At 48.2% G+C, this 23,345-nt stretch carries 20 protein-coding genes and 1 pseudogene; 4 read left to right on the top strand and 17 right to left on the bottom strand.

All coding sequences use genetic code 11. The features are described 5' to 3' along the window. Positions 1-391, top strand: a pseudogene (locus IQ256_RS22370) (deoxyribodipyrimidine photo-lyase); the annotation flags it as partial. A gap of 130 nt (positions 392-521) precedes the next feature. On the opposite strand, the gene IQ256_RS22365 reads toward IQ256_RS22370, so the two are convergent. Beyond that, positions 522-1,640, bottom strand: a complete 1,119-nt coding sequence (locus tag IQ256_RS22365) for a VWD domain-containing protein (protein ID WP_193857909.1) — start codon at positions 1,638-1,640, stop codon at positions 522-524. A 346-nt stretch (positions 1,641-1,986) separates the two neighbouring features. On the opposite strand from IQ256_RS22365, the gene IQ256_RS22360 reads away from it, so the two are divergent. Then, positions 1,987-2,364, top strand: coding sequence for a hypothetical protein (locus IQ256_RS22360; protein WP_193857908.1), 378 nt, complete (start codon positions 1,987-1,989; stop codon positions 2,362-2,364). A 38-nt stretch (positions 2,365-2,402) separates the two neighbouring features. Here the strand turns inward: IQ256_RS22360 and IQ256_RS30135 are convergent, their stop codons facing one another. From IQ256_RS30135 to IQ256_RS22295, 14 genes are all read right to left on the bottom strand, one after another. Further along, the gene (locus tag IQ256_RS30135; protein WP_255516231.1) at positions 2,403-2,600 is read right to left on the bottom strand and encodes a DUF5615 family PIN-like protein; all 198 of its coding nucleotides are present in this window, start codon (positions 2,598-2,600) and stop codon (positions 2,403-2,405) included. 1 nt (position 2,601) lies between these two features. Beyond that, complete coding sequence (locus tag IQ256_RS30130; RefSeq protein WP_255516230.1) at positions 2,602-2,736, bottom strand: DUF5615 family PIN-like protein; 135 nt, start codon at positions 2,734-2,736, stop codon at positions 2,602-2,604. 7 nt (positions 2,737-2,743) lie between these two features. Beyond that, positions 2,744-2,974 carry a DUF433 domain-containing protein gene (locus IQ256_RS22350; RefSeq protein WP_193857907.1) on the bottom strand — a complete coding sequence of 77 codons (231 nt, stop codon included), beginning with the start codon at positions 2,972-2,974 and terminating at the stop codon, positions 2,744-2,746. Between the two features lie 193 nt (positions 2,975-3,167). Continuing rightward, positions 3,168-4,685, bottom strand: a complete 1,518-nt coding sequence (locus IQ256_RS22345) for a GH3 auxin-responsive promoter family protein (protein WP_193857906.1) — start codon at positions 4,683-4,685, stop codon at positions 3,168-3,170. 15 nt (positions 4,686-4,700) lie between these two features. Next, a complete protein-coding gene (locus tag IQ256_RS22340; RefSeq protein WP_193857905.1) occupies positions 4,701-5,348 on the bottom strand; it encodes an acyl transferase in 648 nt (215 codons plus the stop codon). Then, positions 5,345-6,088: a sterol desaturase family protein gene (locus IQ256_RS22335; protein ID WP_228025167.1), complete on the bottom strand. Its 744-nt coding sequence runs from the start codon at positions 6,086-6,088 to the stop codon at positions 5,345-5,347. The genes IQ256_RS22340 and IQ256_RS22335 overlap by 4 nt, the downstream gene beginning before the upstream one ends. Before the next feature lie 39 nt (positions 6,089-6,127). Further along, complete coding sequence (locus IQ256_RS22330; protein ID WP_193857904.1) at positions 6,128-7,156, bottom strand: aromatic ring-hydroxylating dioxygenase subunit alpha; 1,029 nt, start codon at positions 7,154-7,156, stop codon at positions 6,128-6,130. 24 nt (positions 7,157-7,180) lie between these two features. Then, positions 7,181-7,480, bottom strand: coding sequence for a 2Fe-2S iron-sulfur cluster-binding protein (locus tag IQ256_RS22325; protein ID WP_193857903.1), 300 nt, complete (start codon positions 7,478-7,480; stop codon positions 7,181-7,183). After that, positions 7,440-8,582: an aromatic ring-hydroxylating dioxygenase subunit alpha gene (locus tag IQ256_RS22320; protein ID WP_193857902.1), complete on the bottom strand. Its 1,143-nt coding sequence runs from the start codon at positions 8,580-8,582 to the stop codon at positions 7,440-7,442. Before IQ256_RS22320 ends, IQ256_RS22325 begins: the two co-directional genes overlap by 41 nt. Positions 8,583-8,653: 71 nt before the next feature. Then, complete coding sequence (locus IQ256_RS22315) at positions 8,654-9,826, bottom strand: P-aminobenzoate N-oxygenase AurF (RefSeq protein ID WP_193857901.1); 1,173 nt, start codon at positions 9,824-9,826, stop codon at positions 8,654-8,656. Between the two features lie 191 nt (positions 9,827-10,017). Continuing rightward, a complete protein-coding gene (locus IQ256_RS22310; protein ID WP_193857900.1) occupies positions 10,018-10,983 on the bottom strand; it encodes a ferritin-like domain-containing protein in 966 nt (321 codons plus the stop codon). After that, the gene (locus tag IQ256_RS22305; protein ID WP_228025166.1) at positions 10,980-11,954 is read right to left on the bottom strand and encodes an aromatic ring-hydroxylating dioxygenase subunit alpha; all 975 of its coding nucleotides are present in this window, start codon (positions 11,952-11,954) and stop codon (positions 10,980-10,982) included. Before IQ256_RS22305 ends, IQ256_RS22310 begins: the two co-directional genes overlap by 4 nt. Then, entirely contained in the window at positions 11,951-12,694 is a 744-nt protein-coding gene (locus tag IQ256_RS22300; protein WP_193857899.1) for a hypothetical protein, read from the bottom strand. Before IQ256_RS22300 ends, IQ256_RS22305 begins: the two co-directional genes overlap by 4 nt. A 155-nt stretch (positions 12,695-12,849) precedes the next feature. Continuing rightward, positions 12,850-17,094: a LamG-like jellyroll fold domain-containing protein gene (locus tag IQ256_RS22295; RefSeq protein ID WP_193857898.1), complete on the bottom strand. Its 4,245-nt coding sequence runs from the start codon at positions 17,092-17,094 to the stop codon at positions 12,850-12,852. A gap of 326 nt (positions 17,095-17,420) precedes the next feature. On the opposite strand from IQ256_RS22295, the gene IQ256_RS22290 reads away from it, so the two are divergent. Next, a complete protein-coding gene (locus IQ256_RS22290; protein WP_193857897.1) occupies positions 17,421-19,568 on the top strand; it encodes a pentapeptide repeat-containing protein in 2,148 nt (715 codons plus the stop codon). Between the two features lie 59 nt (positions 19,569-19,627). After that, a complete protein-coding gene (locus IQ256_RS22285) occupies positions 19,628-20,464 on the top strand; it encodes a CHAT domain-containing protein (RefSeq protein ID WP_193857896.1) in 837 nt (278 codons plus the stop codon). A gap of 95 nt (positions 20,465-20,559) precedes the next feature. Here IQ256_RS22285 and IQ256_RS22280 read toward each other — a convergent pair whose 3' ends face one another. Beyond that, on the bottom strand, positions 20,560-22,407 hold the full coding sequence (locus IQ256_RS22280) for an alpha/beta hydrolase (protein WP_193857895.1): 1,848 nt from the start codon (positions 22,405-22,407) through the stop codon (positions 20,560-20,562). Between the two features lie 154 nt (positions 22,408-22,561). Continuing rightward, a partial coding sequence (locus IQ256_RS22275) for a PfkB family carbohydrate kinase (RefSeq protein WP_193857894.1) occupies positions 22,562-23,345 on the bottom strand: 784 nt, incomplete at its 5' end.

The following is a 23,345-nucleotide window of genomic DNA, read 5'->3' as shown; positions in this document are numbered from 1 at the left end:
GCCAAAGGTGAAGGGATATCCTGAGCCCATTTTAGATTATGGGCAGGCACGCGATCGCAGAGCCAAACGCATCGACGATCTGCGGCACCACATCATCCACGCCACAGACATCAAACCCTTACTTACTCGGATGCCCAAAGATGTCACACCTTTCGGTGCCGATCTGTTCGCCAGCGACGTCAACTGGGCCCAACAGGACACCGACAGCCTGTTTCCCGCTGCCCTAGACTTAGACGACTTAGACAAACAGCAGTCAAAAGTTCTGCGTACCTGGTTCGTCACTCACGGCAACTGGCTAGAGAACCCAAAAAGGCAGACAGTCGCCCGCCAGAAGAACCGTCAAAAACGTAAGGCTAAACAAACCGATGGTCAGCTCAGCCTGTTGGGGTAGAGCAGTGTAGTCAGTCTCTCAAAGGAGGGTTCAGTTTCCTAAGCGAATAAACAAAGCTCGGACAGATTTTCTCTTGTAAAAAAATTTGCCTAAGCTTTGTTGTTTTGTTTGTTTAGAAGGGTTGAGCGAATTAGAAGGGTAAGCGGAGACCGCCAGGTAGAGGAATGGCTCTTTCGATTTCGTTGATGGCGCGATCGGTGACGCGATCAACAACAACGTTGGCGACTGCATTGAGAGCGGCATTAGCAAAGCCGGTGTTGCCAGTAGCAGCCACGTCAAAGACACAGCCATCCATCATCTCTGCTGATACGCCAGCGGCTTCGCATTCGGTGACGGCGGTTTCTAGATCTGCTGAACTAACGCCGTTGAGAGTAAGGACTTGGTTGGGGAAGCTGCGGTTGGTGAAGAAGGCTGTCGTAACGCCTGCTGGATAGTCAAAGAGAGATTCGGTTTGAGTAACGCGCCAGCTATCGCCAAACTGACGATTGAGCTGCTCGAAGTAGGCGGTTTCTAGTTCGGCGACAGGAATAGCAGCGGGGAGAGCGCGGCTAAGCGTATTAGAGGCAACGCTGTAGGTGGAACGGGCGGGTAGGATCGTGCCATCGCGGCTGATCAGATCGTCGCTGTCGTTGCCGTTGAAGTTGCCGAGCAGTCCAAACATTTGATTTCTATGCTGGCGGCCTACCATCGGCATCACGTTTAGAAATCTAGCGCCGCTGACGGTAATGACTCTGATAGCGACTTGCTCACCGCTGGGCCAAATGACGGTGTAGTTGCTATCGCCCTGGCGCTGAATTTCGCCGCCGTTATCTAACGAAAAGGCATCGTTGACACTGACGGGCTGACCATCTACCCAAACCGGTGAGCTACTGCCGTTGGGTGTGTCTTGGATGTAGATGCCTACGCGCTGATCGCACACTCGCATCGCTACGGCGGTGTTCAGCGATAGGTTGTCTCGGTTAGGGACTTTGGCTTGGCGGGTTTGGACTTCAAAGGCGCGATCGCGTGAGTGGGTCAAGATAAATTCGCCGACGGTTTGAAAGCTATAGTTAAACCCATCGAAAGTTGAGATATGAGGATCTCCATAGCTGCGGCCTTGAATGAGATCTTCTGTGGCTTGGCTGCTTTCACAAAAAGGACTGTTTTGCGCTTTGGCCGCAGGCAGGGCAAATAGGTTACTGGCTAGCAAGGCAGCTAGAAACAGGCCAAGATACCGTTTGAGTGAATTTCGATTCAGGACAGTGATCATTGATTTTTTGGTAATTGACAGCGATATAGATATATAAGATTTACAGGGTATTCGATCGGTTTTCCCTAAAGATTCGTATTTGTACCCTGAAGGGTACTTTTTGGTGAGATTGTTTTGGAAGAGCTACCTAGCTACCCTGATTCCGTCGTGACCTACTCTGACCGCGAGATTATGATGCATGAAGAGGCTAATTGTCCGAGCTGTCCAGCTATGGGTAGCCTTATTAGTTCTGACCTTAAAGCTAAGCAATCTAGCCTGGAGTCGGATGCATATAGTTGATGCTCATATAGCTGATGGGGAAGACTGACAGTACTCAACCATTATTGTTCATGAGGTCAGTAACCTAATGAGTGAATCTTTATCAGATCTCACGGCTCAGAAGAGCGAAGAGAAAAAGTCTCGATGGAAGCTACCAGGCGTACATCTTGAGGGCTTGCAAAAGGCGAGTGGGCAAGTTTCAAATCAGGCTGTCGAGCTAGCAAAGAATACTGCTGTTGGTACTCATGGACTCGCGTCAAAAGCGACTGAACAAGCATTACGCAGCTCTATCGACCAGACAATGAGTGCTTTTCAAATCGCTGTAGAACAAATCCATGAGAGGAAAATACCTGCTGAAAAAACAGCGCTCACAGGCACCATCAACGTAGGCGTTATTCAGTTGAGCATTCGTGTAGATATTCCTATGAACGAGCAGACCGGAGAAGTTGAGATGGAGATTGAGTAGATATTAGCTGAATGGAAGCGATCACACAGCACGCTCTTTCAATACAGTTCCAGGCAGTGAATCATAGGATTAACCAATAGCTCTCGAATTGCATTTTCCCCGGCGCGAACGAGAGCTTCGACTTGGTGAGTAGGTGCGTTTCCGCATCGTAACCATATAACATTAGGGGGTGAGCCGTACAGACGGCTTCTCTCCGCAAAATCTGCATCTTGTGTAACGACACAGTAGTTGCCCAGCTTAGCGAACTCCCAAAATGGCTGTATCTGATTCTTCCTCTAAGCTATGAAGCTGAACATGACTAGACTCTGGGAAAATATCTGATAATTGGCCGACCAGCTTACGACTCAGATTTTGATCGAATAGCAGTTTCAAATTGTGTTTAAGCAGCCGTTACTACAGCAACTAGACGATGCTCCCGGTCAGCAGCAAATTCAAGACAAGCCCTGATGTCTACTTCAGTTAACTCAGGGAAATCATCAGTAATCTCTTCTTCAGACATTCCCGCAGCCAGCCAGCCTAAAACATCGTAAACTGTTATTCGCATTTGACGAATGCAAGGTTTTCCACCTCGTTTGTCTGACTCGATAGTAATAATATCGCGATAGTCCATAATGAAAAGAACCTAATCCTAGATGTTTTTGAATTCTAGAGCAAATCAATGTCTTATTACAACACCTAAAAAGGATTATCTTGCATCGGGAAGTAGCTGACAAATTGTCTCTTTATCTGCGGGTAAGCCCAGTTACTGAAAAACTGCTTATCTAACCATCGGTGGTTTTGTCTTTACTGCAAAAGAAGCAAGGTCAGTACACGCTAATGCCCCACGCTAAATTGCGAATAGCAGCTTCTAGTTTTTCGTGCTTAATATCTCCCCAATTTTGTCCAGAGGTTGCTTTTTTCGCAGAGAGAATCTCAGCAATATTAGCTGAAACAAACAAACGCGCAGAATCTAGCTGTTCGAGCTGTCGGGCTAGTTTGTAGTGATAAGATTGGCAAAGCAAGGTTTCTAGCTGCTGAGCGATCGCCTCCAAATCCCCTTCAGCCCGGTCTAGCAGCAGCGCGTAGTGTGGCTTGGGCTCTCGCACAGGCACTAGGCTCTGAAAACTCGCTTCCGAAAGTTCCAAGCGATTCAGTACATGACTAACAAACTGAGCGTTTAATTTCTCTCCAACTAGATCGCTGATGCCTTTGCCGCGCCCTACAAACTTTAGACAGGGTGTCTGTAAAAAGTAGTGAGTGACCCGAACGCGATCGCCCATCCGATACCGATACAGTCCGCCCATCTGCGAGATTATGACTTCGTAAGTTTCTCCTACTGTTAGTTCGTGCAGTTCATGACATCGACCTTGGCTATCTTCAAACTCAAAGAAGACTTCGCCCAGTAGGGGAACGTGACCTTTGGCGGCAATGAGTGGAACGGTGAGAGGCGCTTCGGTAGCGAGGAGTCCTTTGCCTTGAACTAGCGTGTTGGGAAAGTGCGATCGCAATCCTGCTGCGCCGTCTGCGGCGGTAACGCTATCCCAACAAGAGATTAGTTTTAGATTGGGCCAGAGCTGCGACCAGGGGATGTTTGGTTGACAGAGGAGATGCGATCGCGCCGCCGAAAGCTTATCGCCTAACTCTTCACACAAACGCTGCTGATTTTGTTGAATATAGTCTAGTTGAGCAGTTAAAAAGCTAGGGCTCCACACAGAAATGATTTCTAGCTGTTCCGACTGAAGCAGTGTTTTAGCGAGATTATCCTTAAAGGACTCAGGCGTAGGGGCCAGCGGCGCTATGACTAAAAATGGACTCAACAGCCAGCGGAGCCAAGGGTCGAGATAGTCGCTGTCGTCTGCGGTTCCGGCTGAGGAAGTCTTACTAAAGCTAGGAGAAATAGAGAAGTAAAACTTTCCGGTGGAGAAGGCGGGGCCGTGGGTAATGAGGTCATGTGCCCAGATACAGAAAAGATGGTTGAAAGATTTGCGGAGTGAGCGGGTGTAGGGAATGTATTTGATTGGGCCGCTGCTACCGGAAGTGGGTTCGTAGAATAGGATTGGATCGGGTGTCAGCGAGCTGTTTCGCACTTTGCGTAGTGATTGCGAATCTGTTGAATGAGCTGGAATATAGGACTGTAAATCTTCGTAGCTGACGATAGGAAGGCGATGCCAGTCAGCACGGGTGCGAATGTTGTATCTTTGGCCATATTCGCAGTTTTTCAGCTTTTGGATTAGACGTTTCTGAACCGTTGCTTGGACTCGCTGAGGTTGACTTAGAGCCTGTTGAAACTTTCGAGCAGTTGGTGAGAGAAACAGTCCAAAGGCTTTTATAAACGGGTTCATGCTTTAGGCTTCCTTTTAAGTTTTCTTTGGCGATTGTTCCTTTTGCCCATGACTCTGATTAGGATATAGGTAACTGCCCACGGGGAGGTAGGTGCCAGTTTCGACTACGACGCCAGGGCCCAGCTTTGACCAGGCACCAACAAAAACATCATCTGCGATGGTGATCGGCTTGACGTAGAGCAGCAGATTGTCTTTTTTTGGTTTGACGATGTGGGCGTAGAAGCCGACCTGATTGCCGATAATGACGCGATCGCCTACGCTCAACAAGCCTCTATCTGCAATCTCTAATCCCGGCGTCCAATATACCTGTTTGCCAACGCTAGCGCCCCACAGCCTCAGCCACACAGAATATACTCCTGGCAGCAATCTCAGCGCCGACTCTAAAGCTGGGAACGCGACGTAGACTGCTTGAATCTGATGGCTTCCCCACCACGCGGAGTATGAATTGCTTTTGAGATAGCTGATGCCCGGACAGACTGGATAAAAACGAGAATGCAATTGATAAACCGCGACGGGCAGTCCATACAGTACAAACAGCGAGAGTCCTAAACTCAAGGCTTTGAATAGCCAGCTCTCTATTACACAAAGTGCTAAGAAAGAAAGTCCCGCTAGGCTAATAATCAAGCCAGGGAAAAGAGACATGAGGGTGCTGAGCAGCGTCATAGGGCTTCGAAGGGATAGAACAGCTTTTGCCAGAAAGAAAGATTAGTGGCAACACCTAGTTTCTTTGGGAAAGAGACTTTGTCAATAGCCGTGTGGTGGATATGATCCCATAGCTTTAAGTTTGCGCCAAAATTACCGCTGTGGTGTTGCGAGTGGTGCTGAGCGTGGTCTTGCGGCAAAATTAGCCAGGGCGACAGCAGCCGATACAACGTACCTTTTGGATTTGGCCCTAGCCGACTATGACGCCACAGATCGAGCATGGCTGTTAGGCTGATTCCCCAGAGATAGCCAGTAGGATCTTTTAGCAGGTACAGCATCAGAGTGTGAACCCACAAGTAAAGGATGAAAAAGCTAGTCCAGAGGCTGTTGCGAGAAGATCCGAGAATATCTAGCTGAGTGACGGTGTGGTGTACTTTGTGAAGCGGCCAGCCGAAAGTGTGTAGCCAACGATGATTCCAGTAGTAACCGTAGTCTACTAGCACTGTGGATATAAAAAAGGCTGCGAACGGCGAGAGGCTGAGGCAGTTTTCTGCTGTCGGTATGAGGCGATGCAGGCCCTGGTACAACAATCCAATCTGTAGGGCTGGGATGACGATACCTTGAATAATCAGTCCACAAATATCTAATAGCCAGTCGGCGGCTGACTTCTGAACTAGGCTTTGTAGCCCCTTTGGCAATTGCAGCGTGGCCGCAATCAGTATCCAAAAGGCAATAAATATGGCTATGTCAGAGAGGAGCATGATTTCTGTACCTAGAAAGTGGGTATACCCAGAAGGTGGCTATACCCAGAAAGTGACTTCGGCGGTTTTATCAGGAAGCTGACACGGGTCTTTGTTTTGGGCGATCGCATTCCTAATCGACTCAACCAACACATGAATCGTATCGACCGGCGTATGGGTAAATCGCTCTCCATACTTTGCAATCGTTTCTTGCTGAATCTTCAAAGCCGCAACGTCTTGCTGGATAATTCGCTGCGCGGTCCAGCGCACAAACGGCCTAGCTGGCTTGCTCCAGATGCCGTAGTTGAAGGTGACATCTGTATAAACAAGCGTTGACTTTGCGGTTTCAGGAACCGATTGACTGGTGATAAAGCACCGACGGTGCGAACCCATCGCGTACTCTACGCTAGTGATATTAGGCATAAAAAACTGGTCGATGTGCTTGATTTCTTCAGCCCTTGGATTGAGGAACCAGCTAAACCAGCCTAAGTTCGTCGTTTCTTTTTGGTAGGTTGCCGTGACCGTTCCCTGGCGACGACTCACCGTCATCTGTAGCTGCTGCTGTTTGGCGCTGCGAAAAATACCTGGATGAACCGATGCAGTATGAGGAATATCGATGAAGTTCTCAGCGCAGTTCGTCACCGTGTTTTGAAAGCGATTGATTACTCTGACCGTCTCCCAGCCCGCAGATCGGTAGTAAGGCATGGTAAAAGGTTTTATTTCAGTCTGATCTTCAGCTCGGATCAGGCGCACATAGACATATCCGTCTTGTTCTTTAGTTGGATAGCTGATGGCTTGTCGAGTGAGCTGCTGACACGGTTTTGTTGGCCCTTCGGCAGGAACTGCAATCACTTCGCCCAGCGCATTGTACGTCCAGCCGTGATAGGGGCACTGGATGGCTCCATTCTGCAATTTCCCTAGCGAAAGACGGCTGTTTCGGTGGATACAGCGATCTTGTAGGGCGATTGGATTTCCTTTGCGATCGCGAAAAATCACCAGCCATTCATCCAATACAGTTCGCGCTAAAACAGCTTTATCTGTAAGCTGCTCACTCAGGGCGACCACATACCAAAAGTCTTCAAATCTCATAATCTTATACCCGTAATTTCAAGCCTATAACTTCAATGAAGTCAATGAAACATCTCCCGTAGCCTTTATCTGACAGGCTAAGCGGGCATCAGGTAAATCAGGTGCGAGGATTTCTAGAACTTCTTGTTCTTCTGCATTGGGTGGAAGGAGATCGCCGCAGGCAGAAACTAAGCAGGTACCGCAGATGCCCGTCCGACAGCCAAAGAGAATAGGAGAATTTTGCAGAGTGAGATGGTTGAATAATGGTTTTTCTCTCTTTAGCGTGAGAGCGGAATAATCGGTGTTAGGAAAGTGAATGGTTGAGTGCGTGAGGTTTGATTTCATGAGCTGGCTGAGCGGGGATAGAATTAGTCGGTGGAGATTTAGAGGATGATGGAGAGTCAGAGGCTGAGGGTTGGATACTCGACCAGGCAGAGGGCACTAGCTGATTGATATAGCGCATGTATTCAACCAATGGCTGGTCGATCGATAGAAGATTTTGAGCGGTAAACTGGATGTTGTCGTATATTTTGCCGTCTTCCCCTCGAAGGGCGTAGTAGCACAGGCGGGTGAGCAGCAGTAAGAGATTGTTTTTTATCCAGCCGATCGGCCCTTTTCTCTTTTGCGTGACGTAGACGGGCTGAATACGAGTGCTGCCATCAGGCAGAGGCACGTAGGCATAAAGCATGTGTAGCGGCGGCAAAAACCGAACGTCTTTCATCATGGTGAGCAGGCCAATGCAGCCGTGGGCGTAGCGCATCGAATAGGCATAGCGATCGCCTAGAAATCGACGACCTAAACGTGCGTACCAGTTGTTGTTTGGCATGTCTCCAGAGAGCGTGAAGTCAATCGTGTTGCGATGCGTATCGCGCTCTAAGGAAAGTTCTAGGTCTACGGATAGATGATGAACGGTATTGAGATGCTGGGCGTCGATACCGTTCATCATACAGATGTGGTGATGGCAGTTACGAATGAGCGGTTTGTCAGCTTTGGCAACCGTTTCTTTGCCTTTGAGCTCGTCAAAATCAGCCACTGGGGTCGGGGCGATCGCATTAGGATACACCCAGATAAACCCATACTTTTCTTCAGTTGCATACGACTGTAGTTTCGCTGCCGCCGGAATGTGCTTTTGACAAGGAATATCACGGCATTGACCAGTCTCGTCGAAGGCCCAGTGATGAAAGAAACAGCGAGCCTGGTTGCCCACCACATCTCCAATGCCTAGATCGGTGCCCATATGTGGGCAGTAGGCTTCTAGCGCTCGAACTTTACCATCTTGCCCCCGGAACACTGCAATTCGCTGAGCGCACAAGTCAAATGATTTTATTTTTCCTTTGGCAAGCTGGCGGCTAGGGCAAACAATGTACCAGCCTTTAGCAACAATTTCAGGGTTGTTGAAAATAGTAGAGTTGTTGAGAACAGAATTCTTGAGAACAGAAGGTGACATATCAGTGCGGCAGAATTAGCTATATTTGTGATTGAACACAGTCAATTAGTTATTTGAATTAGTCATTTAAATCAATCGTTCAAACCAAGAGAATTAGCACGAAAAAAGTTCGGTAATGCTCGTTTATGGTGGGTAAGGTATCGCTCTACAGAGGCGGTGGACATAGTAGACATGGTGCGATTGCTGGGCCAAAGGTAGCTAAGCGGATCGATGTATGCTTGATAGGCAGCAACCGCTTCTTTGTGAGTTTGATAGCTTTGGTGCAGTCCTTCGGAAGGCTCGGTGAAGCACAGGCACATCATCTGCTGAGCTTCGGTGTGGGCCAGAGTGAATAGAGGCGATCGCAACAGCCGATAGACAGTTTTATACAGCGCTGCATCCTGCCAAAAGATGCCATTAATCACCACAGAAAACGTGCCGTGATCTTTTTGACAGCCGCGAATGCCTAGGTTCGCAACCTGCTTTTCTAACGCAGTTGGCGGGGGCAGCTCATGAATCACATCCTGCGAAATCAGCGTAGAACTGTTGAAATGAAAGCTCTCATCCATGAAGTGATAGTGAGAGATTTGGCTAGGGATGGGCGCTGCTTCAATATCTCCTTGGCAAAACTGGCTGAGCTGATGCTGTACCAGCTTGCCATTGAGCGTTCGCAGTCCGCGCACGGTGAAATACTGGCAGGCCAGAAATGTATTACCCGCAGACAACAGTCCAAAGGCACGAAGCTGCAACTGTTTCCACCAGCGCTGGAGGCGATTGGCATCGGTGAAGATCATGGTCTCTACGAAAGGGCCGCGCATCGGGTAGGAGAAAAGCGGTTTGTCAAACAGGGTAACTTCTACCTGGCGAGCGACGGTTTGAAAGGCGTTGATGTGCGATCGCTCTTGCGAAGATTCTAGGTCGAGCATGTCGCAGATAGAACGAAAGCCTTCGTGGGCGTAGAGCCCAGCGGCACTAGTTTGATTGAAGAAGATAGTGGCAATCTCAGCAGAGATAATCTGTGAGTAGTAGGCGACCCAGTAAAGATGATTGAGAATGCGGCGCTGATCTTCGGTGGCCTGATCCCAGAGGGGCGTGCCATAAAGCAGTGAAAATTTCTCAGACTGCCAGTAGCGGTTTTTGCAGTCTTCGTAGCGGAAGTTTTGGGCGGCAGTGTCTAGGCACTCGGTATGATCTTGTTGTTTGTTTCGGCGGTAGTTGAGCTGAACTTTTCGATCTAGGATAGGACGAGTTGCAATGGTAATCATGAAAAAGAGAAAGTGTTGTGAGCGGAGACAAGACACCCACCCGACCTGCGGTCACCCCTCCCAAGAGGGGTTGAGTTGGATGTGTGAGTTGGAGAGCTGAAGGAGGTTTCCTTAATTATCAAAGCCTGAAGTAACTCCCCTCTCGGGAGGGGCCAGGGGTGGGTCCGATATGTTGGATACTGCCGAATTTTCTACGTGCATCGCTCAGGCGGTAAAGGAGAGAAAAGATTGTGCTTGTCTAAATGCTCAGAGATTTCTGGCGAGACTGGTGTGATTAGCGATCGCAATAGTTCTAGCCGCTGTCCACTGTGCCTTTCAGTCTCTAGTTCTGTCAACAGCCGAATGCGCTGAGAGCGAGATAAGTCGCCTTTTACCTGTGCGATCGCCGCCACGACTCTCTGTGGTCCTATCCGTACTATCTGCAGAAAGCCTGCTAGCGCCTCTACGATACTCATTCGAGTTTGTGATGATAGTGCCAAGTCGTTTAGCAGCGTCACACCCGTGCCATGATGTTTAGCTTCCGCTTGCAAAAAGCCTTTAAACACATCAGCGAGTGCCGGATGCTGGCAGTGCTTGCTGAGTGAGCGATAGTGATGCAGTCCCCAGCCTTCCAAGACAACTTGGATGACAAATATTAGCGCTGAGCGGTCGGCTGCTTGCAGAAAGTCTGATAGCAGCCGTAAAAAGGAATCTTCTTCTGCTGAATTTGATTCCATGTACGGCATTAACTGCGCTAGGTGAGTGGCTTCATCTGCGCTAAATAGCGCGTAGAGCATTCTCTCTTCGATCGTTTCGGCCAACAGTGTCATCTTGGCCATGTAGCCGATACCTGCCTTTTCGATTGCATAGGATTCAGCCAACAGTGACTGGCCTAATATATTCAAGATTTGAGCTTTTTGTGATCTAGAAGATTCTTGAAAAAGTGAAACGGGTTCAAGGTCGAAATAAGCTGCGTTCCAGCTCGGCTTTGGCGCTGCTTCTATCGATGCTAAAGACTCTTGTTTTGACTTTTGGGCTAATCTTTGAACCGAGTCCTGCACTGATCCCTGTAGCGGTCCCTGCACCGACCCCTGCTCTAATGCCGAGGCCAATATTTTCTTCAGCTTATGCTCTGGTTCTAGCGAGCACAATTCTAATCCTGCGAGTGAAGGAATCATTTCATGAGGCTCCAATTTTTCCAGGTGAGGGCAGGCTGCTTCTCGACATGTTTGATGAACTGGAGAATTGAACGATCGGCGGCTAGCGGCACTTTAAGATCAAATTTAATACTGTCAAACACATGACCATCGCCCAGCGCAAAGTAGCTAGCGACCAGCCACGTGATGCCTAACAACAATCGATTGAACAACCACCCGAGCAGACCCGCCCGGCGATGAGTAATCAACAATATTTGCCCTTCTGCGGCTCCATCTTGCGTAGGTCGAAACGTAAACATTAGATAAAAGTGTAAGAAATCAGGCCCAACGGTGACGGTGCCCGTGCTGCCATACCAATAGCAAAGCTTGTAAGTCACTTCATTTTGGTAAAGCGGTCGGATGAGTCGAACAAATATGGAATCGTCTCCACCGCGCGTCGTATTGTGAAACTGAAGAGCACTGTTGCTAAGTGGTTCAGTTTCAAACTGAACCTCTATAGGAAGATTATGAACAGAGTTGAAATGGTGCGCGTCGATAGCGTTGATCAAAACGACGTTTGGATGGCATTTTCGATAGATACCGCCGCTGATAATGCTGTCACAGTCACAATTGTGTAGCTCTGGTACGTAGGGTAGCGGTTTGATTTCTCGCTGATCGTCGCCTGTCCATACCCAGATGAGTCCATACTTCTCTGCGGTTGGCCAAGACGTTCTCTCTCTTTTTGGCTCTATATATGCTTCTAGAGGGCTGTGTGCTTCTAGAGGGCTATAGGCATCAACGGTGACTGGCTCACCGGATGAGTTACGCGAGAGCATAAGCTCTCTGCCGAGTAAGGTCAGAGGCTGCGGCTTGGTGGTTAGATCTTGCGATCGCATGGCCCAATACCAGCCTAGAGCAAAGTGTTCAGCCTGATTGAAAATTCGATAGGAAGATCGATTTGCTTTCTTTGTTTCTCTAGTTGTTTTCGCTGAGCTTGTTTCTGCTGAGATCACTTTACCTTCTCCCTATTGGCGACGCCATTGACAATCGCCACTTCTTGAAACCACATACGTCGTCCGGCCTTCGTCAGATTCTCAGCCGCAATTTCGGTCAAACAAACCAGTTCATCTCCTCTGTCATAGCCTGGATTTTGCTGAGCAAAGAAACGAATGTGAGGATTTCTCAACCGTTCTGTTGGAATTCCCTCTAAATGTCCTTTCAATCTTTGCGGCGCTGGAAATTTCACGACACCAGCAGCAGCGTCGTACCATTCTCCAAACTGACGCTGGCTCAAAAACTGCATCAGGCGCTGCATCTCTGGTGGCGTGGGCCGATTGTGCCTAGGATAAAAAGTTCGCCAAAACGTCGGTAAAAAACGATAGGTCCGAAAGCCGGATGAGATTAGCAGCCAGTAAAGCTTTTCCCCTTTGTAATGCGTGCGGAGCTGATTGACCGCTGCCACCCACGCCTGCGACAGCAGCGAGCTTGACCAGGCGCTAGGGTCTACAATCGTATCGCCCGAGAACACCACAGTCAGCAGCCTGTCTGCAAAGGCCACATCGTACATCAGCATGGTTGAGAAGCCTTTCAGCGCCAGACTGTCGTCTTTTAGTAGCAATACCCAGTTTTTCAGTGCTAGATCTGTTTCAAATATCTGCGACGTTGCCCCGTCGAAGTGACTCTCTAGCAGGGCATACATACTGGATCTGTCTGCTGCCGATAGATCAGTGGTCTTGACCAATTCAGTTTGCATAAAGGTGCGATCGCCTCTTCGTACTAGCCCTATTATGCGAGCTTCAAGCAGGAAGACGAAAGGGTTAAGCCGTAAGCTACCTACCCAAACTGAACAGGGGTGAAGCGATCTGAATCAAGCGTGAGGCGATCGCAATAGATCTCCCATATATCTCGCTACAAAACGTGATTTTCATCGTCGAGCGGCTTGAGCGTATCATCCAAATGCGTCAGGGTTTGGTAAAGCATCATCGCGATCTCAATTCTAGTCGCTTCCTCAGCTAAAAACGCACCCAAATCGGTTATTTCAGACTTAGGGGCTTGGCTAACAAGTATTTTGAGCTCGCGTAGTTGGTTTGTCTTTGCACCCGTCAGGCGAAGACTATTCCCTTTGATGTTCCTCTTGCTGTTTCTTTTACTGTCTCTCAATGCGGCTAATAAAGAGACGGCCACGGTGCTTCTATCAAGCCACAGATCAGGCTTGAAGATAATCTCTCTGATGAATTTACGAGAGAGACGCGCTTGGTTGTCATCTGGCAGGGCGTTATCTTCCGCATCCCCGGAGATCATACCTAGTTTCCACGCATATTCAATATCTGATGAGTATTGAGAGTCCTCAATGTCTTGGAACTCAGCGATCATACTTGCTCTTTGCTCGTTGAACCGGCCCCCAAAAGCATTGATCAACAGTCCAGCAAGTTCCTGTCGCTTCATCTTGTGATTAGGACGAAATAGAACGCTATCTATTAGACAATCATCTATTAAAAAAGAATTAAACAGACCTAGTGAATAGAGCTGCTTAAGCTTCTCTATTGCCCAGTCATGATCAGCGCCTAAATCTAGAAAGTGAAGTTCTCTAGTCTTAGGGATAGGAAAAACCGATTTAGGATCATCCGTCACTGGCAGATCGGCTAGATCGTCAAATCGCCAATAGCCGACTAATCCTTTATTGCCGTTTGGGTCTTGACCAAGGCGTTGATTTAGTCGCGCTACGATCCTATCTTGAGAGCGTACTAAATTCCAAATCCTCAGTTCAGCTAGTAGAACACAAAAGTCTGACGGGCCTTCAGCTTCACACGGTAGAATCTCAATGGTTTGGCTGCTCGTTTCAAACCTATCAGCGGCTAGCTTCACAAAGGGCCGATGCTCCGCTCGATAGCGAATGCTTTCGACTTGAGCAGCTAGTACACCTAATCGTTTCAACTTGCCATCTATATAGACGCGAATCTCTTTTGAGTTGGCATTAGCATCCCATGAGAAGGCAATATGGTGCCAAATCGGTGCATTCAGGCCGAGCGGTTGCGTTTCAACAGTTGCTGTTAGTGAATCAAACTTAAGAGCTATTCTAACTTTACCGTTGGCCCAACTGAGTAAATAAGTATTGCCAGCAGCATCTGTTCCTTTTAGGATTGCGCCATTGCCGCACTGAGGTTTCACCCAAAGCTCAACAGTTAATCCTGAAGTATCTGGCCCTTGAATGAAGTTCTCGGGAGAAATTTGCAAGGGAATTACGTCGCTAATCTGTAGGCCGACCGCGATTGGGGGCGCAGGAAACAGTCGAGGGCTCAATGGCTTGACCTGTGGCTTGAACTGTTTTCCTAGAGCCGATATTGCTGATAGCGATGCAGAGGTTTCCTGCCTCAGCGTAGTCGGTGATGACAGCGCCAACGCAATATCTTCCTCAGGTCGACAATACCTGATTAGATCGGCTCCAGACGTTTCGTACCTCAGTCGAGAGTGCATTCTACTCAAGATATCTTCGCGAGAGAGTTTTATCTTCCATAGCCGAGGCTCAGAAATTGCGCCTCGGTAATGAGCTTTTAGCTTTTTGGACGTCGACTGTTTTCTATAACTAGCTTCGACTGGGTCAGCACCAATTATGGTTCGTTGGATATAGCCCCGGCTAGTCTGGCCGATATACCTTCGACAGGCGACTTGGCCATTAATGTAGATATACATCTCTTGAGTATCTTGATCGTAGGTAACCGCAACGTGACTAAATTGACCGATCGGCAGCTTTTGACTAGTCAATACTTCGTAAGATTTTGCTTTTTCTAAGGCGGCTAAACAAAGTGTGCCAAAGATGGGCCGACCGCTTTGGAAATCAGACATTTGTAGTTTCCACACTGCGGTAGATGTCTTGTTAGGATGCTGTTGATAAGTTTCTGGCGCGTTGTAGCTCTCTGGCCAATCGTATGTTCCATGCAAAGGCACTTCCAGATCAAATGACGATCTTTTACATTCTGTTGATAAATAGTCCCAATCCAAACTAGCAAGACATTTTTGTAGCTCAAAAACTCTAGGCCCGAAGTGATCTCTGAACTTTGCCGATTCATTCTGTCCAGACTCCTTGATCCCTGCACCTAAAAACAGTCCCTTCCTTTTGAAGAGATCCCTAGCTGCTAGCGAAATTCTGATAGTGCCATCCTCATCTTGAATGCTAGGCGGATCTGACGGCCTAAGGCCGTTGAAATCTTTGATAGCCTGTACAAGAACAGGATCGTTGCTAGGATCTGTGATAGATATAGTCTCTGAAAATTCTTTGATAGAGAAAGTATCTGATCTCCCTAGAGGAATCAAACCCAGACAGCAGAGAATACACTTTAGAGCTTTAAGTTTGTCTCGATCTTCTTTGTTTTTATGAATAATGATGTCGGTATCGTCATTGTTCTCTAAAGCTAAAACTTCAAAAGGGTGCCTTTTTGCTGTGTGTTCTAAGTCAGTTTGGATGAGGGGATAAAGCAAGCCGTTTTGAGGGAAATTAGAGGACGACACCGGCCAGAAGGGCTTTCTCTCAAACAATACTTGGCGATCTGCCGTAACCTTTAAGGCCACCACGTATTGACCAAAAATAGCGTCTTGCTCAACTTCGTCAAACCACTTTTCGCGATAGAGCTGGCTAAAAATAACGCCCTCCGTATTCTGTGGATATGGATGCACCCAGGCTTCTAGAGTGAATTCATCTGGATCTTCGAACTGCTTAGAAGGGCTGTCGGCTCCAAGAAGGTCTATATAGCTTTGATCGCCGCCATCTAGCTCGAAGGCGGTGGGAAGCGCGGGATAGTCAAGTTCCTCAGCAGTCAGCACAAAGTCTTGAATAAAGCTTTTCAGCTTGAGATTTTCGACACTGCGGCGCTGCAAGTCTTTGATCACGTGGCAAATGCGAATGCCCTGATACGTTAGCTTTTCAGCCTTTCCTTGCCCAGGATTACTGGGCATGACAGCCTGATGCAGCGCAATCAACTCTCCACGAGCATTCAGCACAGGCGCACCAGAACTGCCGAAATCTGAAGCCGCTTTGTATCGAAGAAAATGGTTGAGTAATCCGTTATCTTGATAGCTCAAAACGTGGCCGCTACCTAGGTCTATCTTTTGATACTCACCGCCGGGATGTTGAATGATGAAAACGCGATCGCCCTCTATCTCTTGTAGACTGTCAGGCAGCTTATGGTGCTTGCATAGTTTATCCCGAGTGTGTGCGTCAATCCCAGGAAGTACGCTAGCACTGTTACTGATTAGTTGAATCCAATTAAAACTGTAGCCAGGTTTCTTCTTTAAGATATCTGTTTCGAGCTGAACGAGCGTATAGTCTAGCTTTTGATTCGAGATGAACAACAGATCAGGATCGAGGACGTACTCAATACGCCCCTGATTAGTTCCAAGGGCGTTTTTGACATAGTTAAACTGGGCAACGCATTCTCTAGCTTGTTCAACTTCTCCTACGACATGATGATTAGTCATTAGATGAGAGTCGCCTACTAGAAAGCCGGTTCCGATCGCGATCGGATTGATTTGGGTAAGCTGCGAAACGGTGATCTTTCTTAATGCTTTTAATAGTGAGATTAATATCTTTTTAGGCTGTCCTCCGTCTTCGGAACTGAATGGTTGAGTATAGTCCTTTGGGAAAATCTTCTCCGCAACGTTTGATGGAATATCTAACATTTCTGTTAGCATCTCTTTCAAGCTGACATAAATCTCTTGCTGAAACGCTAGCTGGCTGTCATTGTCACTATTCCTAGCGAGTATCTTCTCTAGATCCAGGTGGAATACTTCAACTAAATTCTCAGCGCGGATGTCGTCAACAGTCTCAATCCAGGCTTCTAAACTGTTTTGAAAGCTCTCTAGAGAAAAGTATCGGGCAATCCGACAGACAGCAGTACTGCGTTGAGCAACAGTCTCTAAGAAGGAAGGGGGTAGCAGACTATCGTTGTTTTTTGAAAGCGATCGCAGCCGGGTTGACTGAACTGACAAACGGCCTCTAAGTATAGCGGCTACTGTTTCTAGCCGCTCTAATCCAAAACTTTCTGCACTCTCACTCATAACGCCTCGAGCAGAAATCTTGATATATTTCTCAAGCTTGTCTGGGAGTACACCCTGTAGCAGGTAGGTTAGGTGAGAAGAATTGTCTATAGGTTTTTTCATAGCAGCGGTAGAGCTTTGCGTGTCTTATAGTGCGGCGGCATCTTCATTTATATTGTCTACGGTGGAAAGAATCGCCTGTTGACTTAACAAAAATATTGTTAAAAGTTACGTACTACTGTGGCGAACTGTACATGAAATTACCCCCTCTTTTAGCCATGACGTTGATATATGGAAGTAGTGGCGGTCAAAAGCAAGACATCTGGCGATATCGTCAGCTAAGTTTCTGATAGACTCACGAAATAGCATATCGAGATGCTACTTGAAAAAATGTTTCTTGTAAAATGTTCCTGGAAAATTGCCTTTAAAAAGCTATTGCTAAAAGAACTATGTTGAGAGTCTCAAGGAGAAATATAAAAGGACAACAATTCAGTCAAAAAAATCTGACCTTTGAGCTGTGCAACACCATCGCTGGACAAAAGATCAGTAGAAAAATCAAGCTTCTATTAGGTCTGGTAGTCATTGGGCTCGTCTTGAGTTTGATCTGTGGAGCAGTGTTTGCAACTTTGGGCACAGGCATTATATCCAACAACGATACAACCGCTGATCGCTTGCTCTATATGCTTTCAGCTATTGTTGTAGCTGCCTGGCTGGTAGTAACTGTCTGGCTGGGGACAAGCAAAGGTTTATTAGCCGTTACCGCAGGCATTGTCCTAGTCCAAATTATGGGTTTCGGCTTAGTGCTTTCTAACACTATTCGAGATGAACATTTCTTGATTTCAGTAGCGGCGACCGTTCTGGTGTACTGGCTGATTTGCAATCTCTTTTTGGGATTCTCACGCCTTGCCTTTGCAATTGTTGATATTCTGTTCGAATCGGCTCAGATAGCGAGGATGATTTGGGTGGGTGCGATCGCACTTGGCGCTCTTTTAGGTGCCTTCTTAGTAATAGAAGCCACTTCGCCCAGCTTCGTACGTATTATCAGTATACTCAGCGGAATCGGCTCGACGGTGCTGTTAACGGTTGGTGGGTGGTGTTTAAATCGCCGTCAAAATATACCCTGGCGTTCCCCAGAAGCCATCAGATCGTGGGCGTTGATCTTGGGCTCTTGGGGTGGAACTTCTTTCTACGGTCTGGACTTGAGTGAGATGAATTTTCAAGGCGCGGGGCTACAAAACAGCGACTTTAGAGCCCGTAACCTCAATCGAACCTGCCTGAAAGGAGTACAAGGGCTCTCTAGAGCCAGAGTTGACAATCGATACTTAGACCTCGAAGATCTGAGGGTACAAAAGCTGTTGACCCACGGCTGTAGCCAGAACAAGAACTTCCAAGGCTTGAACCTACAGGGTGCGTATCTACAAGCAGCCGATATGCGAGACTTCGATTTTACAGAAGCGAAGCTATCGGGAGCCGATTTTAAACAGGCCGATCTTAGAGGCAGTGTTTTGGTGCGATCGCAGCTAGCAGGTGCTGACTTTCGAGGGGTTGATCTACGAAACAACAATCTGACAGATGCCAATCTCACGGGTGCGGATCTTAGTAAAGCAGACCTACGAGGCAGTATTTTGGTGCGGGCTCAGATCGCTCAAGCTGACTTTAGTCAAGCCGATCTAACTGGCATCTGCATTGAGGATTGGAGTGTTAGCAATGCCACCCGCTTTACCCAGGCTCGGTGCGACTACGTTTATAAAAAATATATAGAAAATCAACCCGCCGAGCGATACCCCGCCGACCGAGATTTTGAAGTAGGAGAATTTGCCGCTCTTTTTCAACAGCCAGCCGATTTACTCGAACTAATCTTCAAAGGAGATTTGGACTACAACGCCCTTAGCTTAGCTTTTTACAAGCTAGAAGCAGAAGCGCCAGAGCTAGAGATCGAGATTAAAGGCATTGAGCAGCGGGGAAATTTATGGGTGGTCAAAGTCAATAACCCCAGTGCGCTGACGGCTAGTTCGATTGCCCAAAGACTCAATTTGTCTAATTCATCTAGTCATCCTGTCTCCTCCGACACTGCTGCGAACGGTTCTGCGGAGGCAGCTATCGAGACAGCGCTCAAAGACTCTATCTACAAGGAATATGAAGAAACCAAGAGTCGGCTAGAAGCGAGTGAACAGCTAGTACAACAGCTAGCTGGGGTCACTAGCAGCCAGGCAGAAGCACTTAAGGGGTTGAGTCAGCAGTCATTTGGCAACCATTTCTCGATTACGGGCAGTACTATTACGAATTTGGCTGGCTCTGGAGAGATCAGCTATGCCGAAGCCGCCAACCAAGTTCGAGCGCTAGTTAATCCTAACGCTAACGCGGTGCAAACGACCGATGCGGTGGGCGTTCTCCTAGCGCGGCTGCAAACTCTCAAGATTGCCACTACGCCCGCCACTCAAACCGAACTGATTCAGCAGCTTTTGATCTCTGAAGCGGGTGACGACCCGGCCTTTGCTGAACTGTTGATACAGCAAAAGGACCAAATTTTAGCAGCATTGCCAGAAAAGGCGATCGCAGCCGCTATCCAAGGAGCAATCGCCATCCTCACAGCCTGAACCCTCCATTCCCTGTCCTCCGTACCTATCCCTTTAAACCACCCACCCCCAATCAACCCATGACTCACCCCAATCCTCATTCTGATCCTCAGCCCAGTCCTCAACCGGCAAACAACACATTCAACTTCTCAAACAGCACAGTGACCAATGCGGTAGGCTCTGGCTCGATCTATTACAATAGTGCGGCTACAGAAACCTCTAGCTCTTCTAGTCCCGAAGCGGCGTCTCAAACACAAGTAATCCTATTTTTGGCCGCAAACCCGGTAGCAACCAACCCTTTACGCTTAGATGAAGAAGTCCGAGAAATTAGCGAAGGGCTGCGGCGCTCAAAACATCGCGATCGCTTCGAGTTTAAACAGCAGTGGGCAGTGCGTCCTAGAGATTTGCAGCGAGCGATGCTCGATCACACGCCTAGCATTGTTCATTTTTCGGGTCATGGCATTGGTCAGCCCGCTCACAAAATAGAACAAATACCCTCTGCCGAACCAAAGCGCGACATTGGTTTCGCTGATATCAGTCAGCCGATTATCAGTCAGTCGATGGTAAAACAGCCCAGGCTAGAGGGACTGATTTTAGAAACCGCTACCGGAGAAGCTAAGCTGGTGCCGACAGCAGCGCTGTGCGCCTTGTTTAAACTATTCGATCAGTCCCTGTCTTGCGTAGTGCTCAATGCTTGTTACTCAGAACGACAGGCGCAGGCGATCGCACAGCATATTCCCTATGTAATTGGCATGCATCAGGCAATCAGCGATCGCGCCGCTATTGAGTTTGCAGTTGGTTTTTATGATGCTTTGGGCGCAGGCGAATCGATCGAACGCGCCTATGAGATAGGGGTAGTGGCAATGATGCTAGCAGACAGTCCTGAACACCTTACGCCTGTTTTGATCAAGTCTTAGGAAAATAACAAATCTGGGAAGAGAGAGATGGCGACCATCACCAAGAATATAGCGTCTCCTGGATGAATATGATTGCTAGCAGTGCTAGATAGTGCTCAATAGCCAATGCGATCGCCCGCCGTCACAACCCCCAAAACGTCACGGTTATATCGCTCAGCCGCTAGCAACACCTGAATATTACGAGCCTCACAGAGTTGCGAAAGCGTTTGTAGTTCTTTGGTCGCCGCCGTCGTAGGCGAATCACACTCTTCTACCTCCGCTGATAAAGAGATTAAAAAGCGCTTGAAGCCTAGACAGGCCAGCCCGTAGATTAGCTGCTTGCTTACGTAAGCTTCGGGTTGCTCTGGCTGTTCTAGATCGCCGGTACAAAAGTATCCGCTGTGAGTGTCAACTTTGCCTCGGATCATGCCAATCGTCAAAAACACATAGTCGACAAAATTAAGCGATCGCTTCTGCAGGCCATAGCTCAGCAGTCCTATCTTTTCAGACTTTTCTCCTTGGGTGCTATCAGAAAACTCGTAGTAATCTGTACAGTCAAAAACGGTGAAGAGCTCTGCAATCGGCTTTTGTTCGGGTTCCAAAATCTCTCGTTGTCGATGGCTTAAAGGCGTATCACTCAGCGTGTGTAGATATTCTAGAAATGATGATACGGCGACTGTCCCTCCCCCGATCTTGTTAGCGGTTTTGTAGGCTATTTTCTTCGGCTCAAAGCCGCCTTCGGCTCGCGCTTGGACATCGCTGAGCTGTTCGCCTGTCGGCGCATTCGCATCAAAGTTGACAATGCCGTATTGAGGGGTGCTTTTACCTTTGGAATAGGGCGATCGCACCACCACATTGCCCAGTCTGTAGCCACCCTCTTGGGTTCTGGCCGGAAAGCTGGCGTAGTTAGCCGCAGTAGAGGCTAGCTTAAGTGCCATATCGCCTTCGTTGCTAAATAGATAAGTTTCCTCAAACCGCCGCAGCGATGAGCTCAGGAAATTAGCTCGGCCCGAGATAATCGTCTCAGCCGGAATATCGGGCGAAACTAGCACCAGCCGCCCCAGCGAGAAAACATTACCAATCTTGGAAGAAGGGGCTTTAGCTTTGTTAGCAGTGCCTAGGCTACCGATTGATTCGAGATCAAAAACATCAGAGAGAATACGAACGGCGTTGGTCACAACAAATCCGCCCATGCTATGACCAATGAACGACAGCTTAATGCGATCGCCCGTAGACCAATCTCGCTCAGGATCGTTAGCCCGTACAGCTTTATCAATCTGTCGAATCAGCTCCACTAAATCTGGCACCCCAAAGTTACTGGCCCGATACGAATCTCGAAAGTATCCAACTAGCCTTAACAAGAAGAGCGTCAGCACCAGCACGACTAGAAAGGTGGCTAGGATAGCAAGCATAATCGCCACTAGCTCAATGCCCAGCGATACGGGTTGAGTTGCCTGATGACTCAAAGTGCCAATGACAGCTAAGGCCAAAAGCACAATGCCCACAGTCGAAACCACCTTGAGAACAACAGGTAGCGATCGCAGCGCATATCGAAGTTTGTTGCCTATTGTATCTGGCGCACTGCCGTTGATCTGTTCGGAAGGCCAGCGATAGCCAATCAATACCAATCCTTTGGGTCGGCGATCGCAGCGCTTAGCAATATGATTTCTAATATCTTGATACCATCCTTTCGTGTCCGTACCTGGCGAACGAGCAGTGGCAAAACTACCCAGTGCGGTATTGTAGCCATGAACCACGATCAGAATTTCTGGATTTTTCTGCGCGCTCAAAAAAGCAGCAATCCGACTGATCTGATCTTGCGGATTATCAACTTTCCCAACGCCATCTTCTACATTATTAGGAGCAGTGCTGCCCACAAAATAAGCCGGAAAAGTTGGAGATGCTGAAGGAATTTCTTCTATAGCGAGGAGATGCCTTCCCTTTGAAGATTGAGCCTGTGTCATCAAAAATAGTTTCCCCTAACTTTAGAATAACGATACCTTCTAGAAACTATTTGTGATTTTCTATGCTGAGGTCGCTGATTGTAAAGGACTTGAGTCGAGGTTTGAGCAAACGTTACTTGAACAAACGTTACTTAGGTAATTAGCCGATCGATGATTAGACAGTGCTTAGAAAAACTTTGACCTCAGCGGCTGTGGGCATTGCATCCTGGGCCCCTGAGCGCGTAACCGCCAGCGCTGCGACGGCATTAGCATAGCGAACTGCTGCTTGGATCTTAGCCGTTTTTGAACCAGCTGCCTCTGAACCAGCCGTCTTTGAATCACAAATCGCCGCTGCCAGCCCGCCATTGAAAGCATCGCCAGCGGCCACCGTATCTACCATATCTACTGCAAAAGCAGGCAATTCAAAGGTGCCTACTTTGCCAACACACGCGCAGCCTAATTTCCCCATCTTGATAATCACCGTCTCAATGCCCTGCTGATGCAGGTTGGTCGCCGCTGCGATCGCACTTTCCATATCCACCACCTCTATCCCCGTCAGCAGCTCCGCCTCCGTTTGATTCGGCGTCAACACAGAAATATGCTCACAAAACTCTCTGGTCAGTTTCCCTTGAGCGGGCGCTGGATCAACGATCACGACTAGACCAGCCTCATGCGCTAGCGCTGCTGCCCTCTGCACAATCTCTAAGGGAATCTCGAACTGAAGTAACAATACTTTTGCCTGTTCAAAATAGGCAGCTAGCTGTTCTAATTCAATATTGCTAACTTCACCATTAGCCCCTGGTACAACAATGATTTGATTGTTGTCAGCAGCTACTGCAATCAGCGCTGTTCCCGAAGGCTGCTGCGCGCTTACCTGAATCGATCTCGTGTCAATACCTTCGGCTTGGAGCTGCGATCGCAAACTCTCACCAAACCCATCGTCTCCCACCCGGCCTACC

It is taken from the genome of cf. Phormidesmis sp. LEGE 11477 (genome assembly GCF_015207105.1).
In the GTDB taxonomy this organism is placed as follows: Bacteria; Cyanobacteriota; Cyanobacteriia; order Phormidesmidales; family Phormidesmidaceae; genus Phormidesmis.
This window is presented reverse-complemented; position numbering and strand designations above follow the sequence as displayed.